Origin of the sequence: Candidatus Pelagibacter sp. HIMB1321 (assembly GCF_900177485.1) — a bacterium.
Taxonomy (GTDB): domain Bacteria; phylum Pseudomonadota; class Alphaproteobacteria; order Pelagibacterales; family Pelagibacteraceae; genus Pelagibacter.
Map to the genome: position 1 here is coordinate 412714 of NZ_LT840186.1, position 11310 is coordinate 424023.

The 11310-nt window shown below is 27.2% G+C and carries 9 protein-coding genes; all 9 read left to right on the forward strand.

Annotated features, from left to right (window positions below; genetic code table 11):
- The 9 genes from nuoN to dnaE are packed head-to-tail and all read left to right on the forward strand — an operon-like array spanning nucleotide 1 to nucleotide 11253.
- Nucleotides 1-1419, forward strand: coding sequence for an NADH-quinone oxidoreductase subunit NuoN (gene nuoN, locus B9N70_RS02230; protein WP_085114183.1), 1419 nt, complete (start codon nucleotides 1-3; stop codon nucleotides 1417-1419).
- Nucleotides 1419-1955: a biotin--[acetyl-CoA-carboxylase] ligase gene (locus B9N70_RS02235; protein ID WP_085114184.1), complete on the forward strand. Its 537-nt coding sequence runs from the start codon at nucleotides 1419-1421 to the stop codon at nucleotides 1953-1955. Before nuoN ends, B9N70_RS02235 begins: the two co-directional genes overlap by 1 nt.
- A gap of 3 nt (nucleotides 1956-1958) precedes the next feature.
- Complete coding sequence (locus B9N70_RS02240; RefSeq protein ID WP_085114185.1) at nucleotides 1959-2702, forward strand: type III pantothenate kinase; 744 nt, start codon at nucleotides 1959-1961, stop codon at nucleotides 2700-2702.
- A 2-nt stretch (nucleotides 2703-2704) separates the two neighbouring features.
- Complete coding sequence (locus B9N70_RS02245) at nucleotides 2705-4363, forward strand: ribonuclease J (RefSeq protein ID WP_085114186.1); 1659 nt, start codon at nucleotides 2705-2707, stop codon at nucleotides 4361-4363.
- A 1-nt stretch (nucleotide 4364) separates the two neighbouring features.
- On the forward strand, nucleotides 4365-4610 hold the full coding sequence (locus B9N70_RS02250) for a DUF1467 family protein (protein WP_085114187.1): 246 nt from the start codon (nucleotides 4365-4367) through the stop codon (nucleotides 4608-4610).
- Complete coding sequence (proS, locus tag B9N70_RS02255; protein ID WP_085114188.1) at nucleotides 4611-5945, forward strand: proline--tRNA ligase; 1335 nt, start codon at nucleotides 4611-4613, stop codon at nucleotides 5943-5945. It abuts the gene before it with no gap.
- Nucleotides 5942-7171, forward strand: a complete 1230-nt coding sequence (locus B9N70_RS02260; protein ID WP_085114189.1) for a lipoprotein-releasing ABC transporter permease subunit — start codon at nucleotides 5942-5944, stop codon at nucleotides 7169-7171. Before proS ends, B9N70_RS02260 begins: the two co-directional genes overlap by 4 nt.
- The gene (locus tag B9N70_RS02265) at nucleotides 7164-7841 is read left to right on the forward strand and encodes an ABC transporter ATP-binding protein (protein WP_085114190.1); all 678 of its coding nucleotides are present in this window, start codon (nucleotides 7164-7166) and stop codon (nucleotides 7839-7841) included. The genes B9N70_RS02260 and B9N70_RS02265 overlap by 8 nt, the downstream gene beginning before the upstream one ends.
- Complete coding sequence (dnaE, locus tag B9N70_RS02270; RefSeq protein ID WP_085114191.1) at nucleotides 7834-11253, forward strand: DNA polymerase III subunit alpha; 3420 nt, start codon at nucleotides 7834-7836, stop codon at nucleotides 11251-11253. Before B9N70_RS02265 ends, dnaE begins: the two co-directional genes overlap by 8 nt.
- Nucleotides 11254-11310 lie beyond the last annotated feature (57 nt).

An 11310-nucleotide genomic window follows, 5' to 3' on the forward strand; every position in this document is an offset into this window, starting at 1 on the left:
ATGGAAAACCTAAACTTAATAATACCAGAAATATTCGTCTCTTTAACAATAATGTTTTTATTAGTGCTTGGTGTATTCAAAAAAAATAGTTTTGGATTAATTCATAATTTGACATTAATGGTTTTGTTAATAACAAGTATAATTGTTTTTAATGAAACTATAAATATCCAAGAAACATATTTATTTAATAATAGTATAATAATTGATTATCTTTCATCATTTATGAAGATAATTACTTTGTTAGCTGCATTTATAGTTTTAGCAATCTCAAAAAAATATTTAGATGATTTTAAAATTTCAAAAATTGAATATCCAATTTTAATTTTAAGCTCAGTTTTAGGAATGATGGTAATGATAAGCTCAAATGATTTAATTATTTTTTATATGGGTTTAGAGTTACAATCTTTAGCTCTGTATGTTTTAGCTACGTTCAATAGAAACAATCTTAAATCTTCTGAAGCTGGATTAAAATATTTTGTTTTAAGTGCACTTTCTTCAGGACTTTTATTATATGGATGTTCATTAATTTATGGATTTTCAGGATCAACAAATTTTGAAATTATTGCTTCACAACTTAATTCTTCAGACTACGCATTAACTTTTGGAATTGTTTTTATTTTAGTTGGTTTAGCCTTTAAAATATCAGCAGTGCCATTTCATATGTGGGCACCTGATGTCTACGAGGGTTCACCCACAACTGTTACATTATTCTTCACTATGGTACCAAAAATTGCTGCTTTAACTGTATTTATAAGATTTTTATATGTACCTTTTTTAAATCTAATAGATCAATGGCAAACAATCTTAGTATTTTTATCAATAGCTTCGATGTTGTTTGGTGCAATAGCAGCTATTGGACAAAAAAACATAAAAAGACTTATTGCTTATAGTTCAATTGGTCATATTGGATATGCTTTAGCGGGTGTAGCATCAGCAACTAATGATGGTATTCAAAGTTCTGTTATTTACTTAACTATCTATGTTTTAATGAATCTAGGTCTTTTTTCTTGCTTATTAATGCTGAGAAGAAATGATAGTTATTATGAAAGTATAGATGATCTTTCAGGCTTATCAAAAAACCATCCAATATTATCTTTTTCACTTTTAGTTATCCTATTTTCATTAGCAGGAATACCACCACTTGCAGGCTTCTTTGCAAAGTTTTATGTTTTCAAGGCAGTGATAGAACAATCAATGTATTTTTTAGCTATAGTTGGATTATTATCTACAGTCATAGCTGCTTTTTATTATTTAAGAATAATTAAAATTATTTATTTTGATCCTGAAAAAGAAAAATATGATCATGATCATAGTCCTTGGTTAAAATTTTCTCTCATTTTATCAACTATATTAATTCTTTTTTACTTTATTTCACCTAGTCAGCTTGTTGAAATAGTTTCAAGAATTAATTTCATTTGATGAAATTTAAGAAATTTATTTTTAAAAAAGTAAACAGTACTAACCTTACCGCAATCAATATTCTAAAAAAAACAAAACTGAATTATGGAATGATAGTGGCTGATTTACAGAGCAAAGGTAAAGGACAATATGGTCGTAAATGGATATCTATTAAAGGTAATTTATTTGTAAGTTTTTTCTATAATCTTGATAAAATAGATTTATCATTAAAGAAATTAACAAAATTAAACTCTAATTTGGTTAAAAAAACTATCTCAAATTTTTATAAAAAAAAAATTCTCTTTAAGGAACCAAATGATTTATTGATAAATGGAAAGAAAATTTGTGGAATATTACAAGAGACAATCTATAAAAAAGAAAATAAGTTTTTAGTTATTGGTATAGGCATCAATATCTTAAAAAACCCTGTGATTTTAGATTATCCAACCACAAATCTTTGTGAAATTACAGGTAAGAATATCAAAAAAAATGATGTAGAAAAGTTATTGAAATTTAATTTTGAAAAAAAGTTTTATAATTATTTTAGAAATAAATAATCAATGTATTTAATTGGAGATATAGGAAATTCTGAAATTAAAATTTGTTTATTAAATAATAATAAAAAGATTATTCAAAAAATTAGCTTTCCAAATAATAAGATTTCATTAAAAAAAATTTCACATAATTTTAAAAAAATTAATAGATATTTTTTAAGAATAGAAAAAATATTATTTTGTAGTGTTGTTCCAAGTACTTTTAAGCTAGTCAAAAATTTTTTAAATAAACAAACCAAAATTAAGTGTTATGAAATTAAAGAATTGAAATTGTCGACATTAATTGACATTAAAGTAAATTATAAGCAAGTTGGATCTGATAGGTTAGCTAATGCAATTAGCTTAATTAATAATAACAAAAACTACATTATTATAGATTTAGGAACAGCTACTACATTTGATGTATTAATCAATAAATCATATAGAGGTGGTATTATCGCACCTGGTATTAAATTATCATTAAATACTCTTTCTGATAGAGCAAGCCTAATTCCAAAAATTAATTTGATAAATATAAAAAAAGTCATTGGTGTAGATACTGTCTCAGCGGTAAGATCAGGTTTTTTTTGGGGATATGCTGGTTTGATTGACAATATTATTAATTTAATTAAGAAAGAAGTAAGAAAACCTTTTGACATAATAATCACAGGAGGTTTTGCAGAATTAATTAAAAGTCCTATTAAAACGAAAGTAAAAATAGACAAAAACATAACTATCAAAGGTTTAATAAAAACTTTAGAAATTTTATAATAATGAAAGACGAGCTACTTTTTTGTCCTTTAGGTGGATCTGGTGAAATAGGTATGAATATGAATTTATTTGGTTATGGTCAAACAGGTGACCATAAGTGGGTTATGGTTGATATTGGTGTAACTTTTGCCGATGATACTATTCCAGGTGTTGATTTAATATATCCTGATCCAGGTTTTATTGTTGAGAGAAAAGATAATTTATTAGGTATAGTTTTAACACACGCTCATGAAGACCATATTGGAGCCATTGCTCATTTATGGCCTAAACTAAAATGTAAAATCTTTGCAACACCTTTTACAGCTGTTCTAATCAGAGAAAAATTTAAAGAAAAACATATTGATATTACAAATGACCTTAAGATTGTTGAGCTAAATGGAACAGTAAAACTAGAACCTTTTGATATTGAATATATTACTTTAACTCATTCGATTTTAGAACCTAACGGACTAAGAATAAAGACACCAGCCGGTGTTATCCTGCACACAGGTGATTGGAAAGTAGATCCCAATCCATTAATTGGTGAAAATATTAATGCTCAAAGATTGAAAGAGATAGGCGAAGAGGGTGTACTTGCAATGATTTGCGACTCTACTAATGTTTTTAGCGCTGGAAGATCTGGTTCAGAGTCTGATGTTAGAAAAAATCTTTTAAATGTAATGAGTAGGCTAAATAAAAGAATAATTATCACATCATTTGCATCAAATGTAGCAAGAATGGCAACAGCCTTTTATTGTGCAGAAAAAACAGGAAGACAAATTTCTCTAGTGGGTAGATCCATGCATCGAATTTATAAAGCTGCAAGACAATGTGGTTATTTAAAGGATACCATTGAACCGATCGATCCCAGAGAAGCTAAAAAATTTTCAAGAGAAAAAATTGTATATCTATGTACAGGTAGTCAAGGTGAACCAATGGGCGCTATGATGAGAATTTCTAGTTACACTCATCCAGATGTTTTTATAGAAAAAGGAGATGCAGTCATTTTTTCCTCAAAAATTATTCCTGGAAATGAAAAAAAATTATACAAATTACATAACCAATTAGTAAAAGATGGCATTGAAGTAATTTCTGAAGAAACAGAGTTTATTCATGTATCTGGTCATCCAAATCGGGAAGATTTAAAAGATATGTATCAGTGGGTAAAACCGAAATGTGTAATACCAGTCCATGGTGAGCATAGACACATGATTGAACACATTAATTTTGCAAAAGAAATGAAAGTTCCTAATCCAGTTCAAGTTGAAAATGGAGATATTGTTAGGTTATATCCTGGAGACAAACCTGAGGTATATGATAAAGCTCCAAGTGGCAGATTATATTTAGATGGAAATATAAGTGTTGATGAAGATGCTCAATCAATAAAAGATAGAAAAAATTTAAGTGCTAATGGGTATTTAGAGGTAACAATCCTAATAACACCAAAAGGCAACATACATAATAATCCTGTTTTGAATTTTAGAGGATTGCCAATAGATGACAGAGATGAATTTATTTATGGTATTGAAGATGAAATTGAAAAAACAGTTAAGACTTTTAAAATAGGAAGTAAACAACAAGAACATAACTTAATTGATGCATTAAAAGTTTGCTGTCGTAAGTTTTCAAAAGATAAAACTGGTAAAAAACCTTTCACTAACATTAATTTAGTTAGAATTTGAAATGAGTTATACCGGATTAGCGATAATCTATATAATTATTTGGTGGGTAGTGTTTTTTGCTATTTTACCAATTGATGTTAATCGAACAAAACCAATCAAAATTGATGGTGAAGATCCAGGATCTCCAGAAAATCCTAAAATGCTAAAAAAATTTATTTATTGTACTGGAATAACCACTATTATTTTTATGATAATTTATCTATTAATGAGATTTGAATACTTGAATTTAAGAAATATAATTAGCTAAATGTACTTATCAAAATCATTCATACCTATACTTAAAAATAATCCTTCAGAAGCAAAAATAAAATCTCATCAATTAATGCTCAGAGTTGGCATGATAAAACAATCCTCAGCAGGAATTTATTCATGGCTTCCATTAGGTTTTAAAGTGATGAAAAAAATTGAACAAATCGTAAGAGAAGAGCAAAATCGTATTGGTGTTCAAGAAATTTTAATGCCAACTATTCAATCTAGTGAAATCTGGAAAGAAAGCGGACGATATGAAGATTATGGTGAAGAAATGCTTCGAATTAAGGATCGTCAAAATAGAGAGATGCTTTATGGACCAACAAATGAAGAATTAGTTACTGATATTTTTCGAGCATCAGTTAAATCTTACAAGTCATTACCACAATTGCTTTATCATATTCAATGGAAATTTAGAGATGAAGTTAGACCTAGATTTGGAATTATGAGAGGTCGCGAATTTTATATGAAAGATGCGTATTCATTTGATATTTCAGATGAAGAGGCCTTTTTTTCTTATAATAAATTTTTTCTTTCATATTTAAGAACATTTAAGAGATTGGATCTAACAGCAATTCCAATGGCAGCCGATACAGGACCAATTGGTGGAAATCTTTCACATGAATTTATTATTTTAGCAGATACTGGTGAAAGTAAAATTTTTACAGATAAAAGAATTTTTGAATTAGATAGTGATGGAACAAATGTTGATAAAGAGGCTTTAAAAGATTTAAGAAAAAAATATGAAAAATTTTATGCAGTAACCGACGAAAAATTTAACGAAAAGGAATTTGAGGAAAAAGTTTCACAAGAAAATAGATTAATTACTAAAGGTATTGAGGTAGGCCACATATTTTACTTTGGAGACAAGTACTCTAAACCAATGGGTGCATCAGTTGATTTACCTGGTGGAAAAAAAGATTTTGTAAAAATGGGTTCATATGGAATTGGTGTATCAAGATTGGTTGGTGCAATAATAGAAGCAAAATACGATGAAAAAAGTGAAATCATGAAATGGCCAATTTCTGTTGCTCCATATGAAGTTTCTATAATACCTATGATTAATAAAAATGATCAAAGTGCCCTTGAAAAAGCAGTCAACATTTCAAAAGAACTAATGGTTAATAATATTGTTTCAATTATTGATGATACAGAAGAAAATTTTTCATCAAAAATGAGAAAAATGAATTTAATAGGATCACCATTTCAAATAATTATTGGAAAACAAACTGATGCTGATTTAGTAGAGTTTAAAGAGACAGGAAATGAAGCTAAGAAAATTAAATTGGAAGAAGCTATCAAAATTATAAAAGAACAAAAAGTATCAAATTGATTTCAACACTTGAAAAAGAAATTACTTTTAGATTTTTAAAAACTAGAAAAAAAGACGGTTTTTTAAACGTTATTTCTATTTTTTCTTTTATAGGAATAAGCTTGGGTGTTGCTGTACTGATCATTGTGATGTCAGTGATGAATGGTTTTAGGACAGAATTAATTAATAAAATTGTAGGATTTAACCCCCATGCGACAATCAAACCCTACGACAAACCTTTAGAATATAAAAATTTAAACAGTGCTTTAACCTCAATTTCTAAAGATTTGATATTGAGCAATTCTAGTGAAGCAATTGTTATTAGAGAACAAAATTCAAAAGGAGTTCTTTTGAGAGGTTACCTTGAAGAGGATTTTTCTAAGCTTGACCTAATTAATAACAAAAATTTCTTAGGAGATAAAAAAAATTTTAAAAATAATTCAATTTCGATTGGAAAAGAATTAAGTTTTAATCTTGATTTAGATATTGGTGACAGTATTACATTAATGTCATCTTCTGGAGTTGAAACAATAATTGGCAATTTACCTAAACAAAAAAAATTTATTATCACATCAATTTTTGAAAGCGGTTTAGCTGATTTTGACAATAATGTTATTTTTTTAAATCTTAATACCCTTGAGGAATTTTCCAATCTATCATCTGATGATCGTAACTTAGAAATTTATTTAATGAACCCAAAAAACATTGATGTACAAAAAAAGATGATTCAAAAACTTTATCCAAATGATTTAGTTTTTACTTGGGCTGATATGAATAGATCTCTATTCTCAGCGCTTAAAGTTGAAAGAAATGTAATGTTTATTATTTTGTCATTAATTATTATCGTTGCAGCATTCAATATTATTTCTGGACTCACAATTTTAGTGAAAAATAAAACTAGAGATATTGCTATCTTGAAATCAATCGGTGTTTTGAATAGATCTATAGTTAAGATTTTTTTTCTAGTTGGTGTAATTATTGGAACAACAGCAACTTTTTTTGGTATCATTATTGGAGTAACTTTTTCTTTTTATGTTGAAAATCTAAGAGCTTTTTTAAGTTCAGCTTTTGATCTGACTTTATTTCCAGAAGAAATTTATTTTTTAAGTACTATGCCATCTGAAATCAACATCAATTCAATTTTTTTAATTTCAATATGTTCAATTTTTATTACAGTATTTGTTTCAATTTTTCCTGCAATTAAAGCTGCAAAACTTGATCCAGTTAAATCTTTAAAATATGAATAAATTTATTGAATTAAAAAATTTATCTAAAACTTTTTTTGATAAAAAAAATATTAATGTTTTAAAAAAAATAAACTTCAAGTTTAAATTAGGAAAAATTTATTCTTTGATGGGCCCTTCTGGTTCAGGAAAATCAACATTACTTAATTTAATTTCATTAATTGATAAACCAACAAATGGCTTTATTAAATTTTTAGATAAAACAATAGATTTTGATTTGAAAGAGGAAAATGATATTTTCAGGGCAAATAATATTGGAATAATATATCAACAAGATAATTTACTGAATGATTTTACTGCACTAGAAAACGTCTATTTCTCATGTTTAGCATCAGGTCTAGAAAAAAATCTTTCAATAATTAAAGCAAAAAATATTTTAAAAAAAGTTGGTCTGAGTAATAGAATTGATCATTATCCAAATGAGCTTTCAGGCGGTGAAAAACAGAGAGTTTCCATTTCAAGAGCTTTAGTTAACGAACCAAATATTATACTTGCTGACGAACCAACTGGCAGTTTGGATAAAAAAGCTGCTGATGAAATTTTTGATTTATTAAAAAAACAAATTACACCAAATAGATTGATATTATTTGCAACTCATAATAGATTTCTTGCAAAAAAGTCAGATTGCTTATTGGAAATTGTTGATGGGAAGTTAAAATCAACAAATGCTTGAGTCCGATTATAAAAAATTTAATCACCTAAAAATACACACTCAATATTCTATCTGTGAAGGTGCAGTTAAAATTGATGATTTAAAAGAGAATGCAAAAGAATTAAAGATTAGATCTTTAGGTATTTGCGATACTTCAAATTTATGTGGTACTGTTGAATTTTCTGACAAATTATCAAAAGTTGGAACTCAACCAATTATTGGAACTCAAATAAATTTTAAGTTTAATGACACTACGGGTTTACTTCCTTTGTTTGCTTTAGATTTTGAAGGATATAAAAAAATAATAGAACTTTCATCTCGTTCTTATTTAGAAAATGATAACCTTTCAGATCCTCACTTAGATATTAATAATTTATTTGAATTAAATACTAATGGAATTTCAATTTTTTCTGGAACTATTTTTGGATTATTTGGTAAGTTATTTGATAAGGCTAAATTCAATGAAATATCCAGCCTTTATAAAAAGTTAAATACGAACTTTGACGATAGATTTTATTTAGAAATTCAAAGACATAACGATCTAGATGAAGATGCATTTGAGAAATTCAATCTTAATCAATCAAAAAGATTAGAAATTCCTATTATAGCAACTAATGAGGTATTTTATTTATCAAAGGATATCCATGAAGCACACGATGCTCTTATTTGTATTGGTAACAAAACATATGTTAATGAAAAAAATAGAATTAAATATAGCTCAGAACATTACCTGAAAAATGATAAAGAAATGTCCGAACTATTCTCTGATCTACCAGAAGCATTAGAAAATAATTATAATTTCTCTCATAGGTGCAGTTTTAGACCTCTTTTTTCCAAACCTATTTTACCAAATATCAGTTCATCAGATGAAGGTGATGCTAGTGAAATTATTAAGAAAAATTCTTTAGAAGGACTTAAAGAAAAATTTAGAAAATTTTTTAATCAAAATAATAATAACTTAGAACAAGATGAAAAATTTTTGATTTACAAAGATAGACTGGAACATGAATTAGAGATTATTATTAAAATGGATTACTCTAGTTATTTTTTGATTGTATCGGATTATATCAAATGGGCAAAAAATAATGATATTCCAGTTGGTCCAGGAAGGGGATCTGGTGCTGGTTCACTTGTAGCCTGGTGTCTGTCAATCACAGATGTAGATCCAATAAAATACAATCTTATTTTTGAGAGATTTCTTAATCCAGATAGAATTTCAATGCCTGATTTCGATATTGATTTTTGTGAGGATAAAAGAGATTTAGTTTTTGAATATCTTACTAAAAAATACAAAGATAGCGTAGCCCACATTATTACATTTGGAAAATTAAAAGCTAGAATGGTCATAAGAGATGTTGGAAGAGTTCTTGGCCTTGCTTATGGTTTTGTAGATAGTATTTCTAAAATGATCCCATTTGACCCTTCCAGACCTCAAACGTTATCAGAATGTATTGCAAGTGAACCAAGATTACAAAAATTAATTAATGAGGATCAAAGAGTAAAAAAATTAACTGAACTTTCTCTTAAACTAGAAGGGTTGAATAGAAACGTTGCAACACACGCAGCAGGTGTTGTTATTGCTGATAAAAAATTAACTGAAATTGTGCCACTTTATAAAGATGCAACAGCAGATTTGTTATTACCATCAACACAATTTGACATGTACTCAGCAGAAAATGCTGGTTTAGTAAAATTTGATTTTTTAGGTTTAAAAACTTTAACAGTTATCAATAACACTCAAAAATTAATAAGAAAAAAACAAAAAGATTTTAATATTGAAAATATTAATTTTGAAGATCAAAAAGTATTTGAATTAATGTCATCTGGCAAAACAGTTGGTTTATTCCAAATAGAAAGTGCAGGAATGAGGGATGCATTAATTAACATGAAGCCTAATCATATTGAGGATATTATTGCTTTAGTTGCTTTATACAGACCAGGTCCAATGAGCAATATTCCAATCTACAATGATTGCAAACATGGAAGAAAAACACCTGATTATTTGCACCCATTACTAGAAGATATTTTAAAACCTACTTATGGAGTAATAATTTATCAAGAACAAGTTATGCAAATTGCTCAAAAATTATCAGGTTTTACTGCTGGACAGGCAGATATTCTAAGACGAGCTATGGGTAAAAAGAAAAGAGCAGAGTTAGAAAAACAGAAACAGAATTTTATTGCAGGTGCTGTTAACAATGGAATAAGTAAAGATGTTGCAGCAGGAATTTTTCTTAAAATTGAGCCATTTGCAGAATATGGATTTAATAAAAGCCATGCTGCAGCTTATGCAATAATTTCTTATCAAACTGCTTTTTTAAAAACTTATTACCCAAAAGAGTTTATAGCTGCATCAATGACAATGGATATTTCAAACCAAAATAAATTAAGTGAATTTTATGAGGAATTAAAAAGACTTAATGTAGAAATAATTAGACCAGACATTAATAAATGTTTTGCTGATTTCAGAACTGAAAATGATAAATTTTATTACGCGCTAGGTGGTATCAAAGCAGTGGGTTCTGAAGCTATATCAAACATAGTGCAAGAAAGAATTAATAATGGAAATTTTAAATCTATTAATGATTTTATTAGTAGAGTAGATCCTAAAGATATTAATAAACTCCAACTTGAAGGCTTGGTTAAAGCAGGAGCATTTGACAATTTAAATGATAATAGACAATCAATATTTAATTCTATTCCAAATATTATTACCAAATCGAAAAACGATTTTGATAATAAAGTAGCGAATCAAATTGATTTATTTGGTGATAATAATGAAGTTGAAAATGATATAATTGAAAATATTAAAGATTGGGAATTTGAAGAAAGATTATCCAAAGAGTTTGAAGCAATTGGTTTTTTTATTTCTGATCATCCGCTTAATCAATTTAGAGAAATTTTTGATGACTATAAAATAATTGATTATCAAAATTTCTTTGAAAATGATGACATTAAAGAAAACAATATAGCAGCAACTTTATTAAAGGTTACTGAGAGAAAGACTGCTAAAGGTAATTCTTATGCTGTATTAAAAATAACTGATTTAAGCTGTGTTTTTGAGCTATTTATTTTCTCTGATGTTTTGGAATTAAACAGAGGAATCTTAAAGGAAGGTTCATCATTAATTTTAACACTAACAAAAACTATTTCGTCTGATGAAGATAAAACAAAAAGGATTAATGTAAGAAAAATAGCATCATTAAAAGAGCTTTTTAATAGCCCAATTAAAGAAATTACTATTAATCTTTCATCAAAATCACAGCTTAAAGAATTACAAAACTTTCTAGATGAAAAAGGCGATACTCTGATAAATATTCATATTTCAGAAAATGAAAAAAACAGCGTATATAAGCTTAAGACTTCAAGAAATTTTGACAGAAAAATAGTTAATATTTTAAGAAATAAAGAAATAGAGCTTAATATTCATTAATTTACACTTGTTTTAAGTAAAAATTATTGTAAATAAACGTTAAATTAACTAATACGC

Excerpts from the sequence above, each read along its gene's own strand:
- proS (WP_085114188.1), top strand. The coding sequence starts at position 4,611 with ATGTACTTATCAAAATCATTCATACCTATACTTAAAAATAATCCTTCA.
- B9N70_RS02245 (WP_085114186.1), top strand. The coding sequence starts at position 2,705 with ATGAAAGACGAGCTACTTTTTTGTCCTTTAGGTGGATCTGGTGAAATA.
- B9N70_RS02265 (WP_085114190.1), top strand. The coding sequence starts at position 7,164 with ATGAATAAATTTATTGAATTAAAAAATTTATCTAAAACTTTTTTTGAT.
- B9N70_RS02250 (WP_085114187.1), top strand. The coding sequence starts at position 4,365 with ATGAGTTATACCGGATTAGCGATAATCTATATAATTATTTGGTGGGTA.
- nuoN (WP_085114183.1), top strand. The coding sequence starts at position 1 with ATGGAAAACCTAAACTTAATAATACCAGAAATATTCGTCTCTTTAACA.
- dnaE (WP_085114191.1), top strand. The coding sequence starts at position 7,834 with ATGCTTGAGTCCGATTATAAAAAATTTAATCACCTAAAAATACACACT.
- B9N70_RS02235 (WP_085114184.1), top strand. The coding sequence starts at position 1,419 with ATGAAATTTAAGAAATTTATTTTTAAAAAAGTAAACAGTACTAACCTT.
- B9N70_RS02240 (WP_085114185.1), top strand. The coding sequence starts at position 1,959 with ATGTATTTAATTGGAGATATAGGAAATTCTGAAATTAAAATTTGTTTA.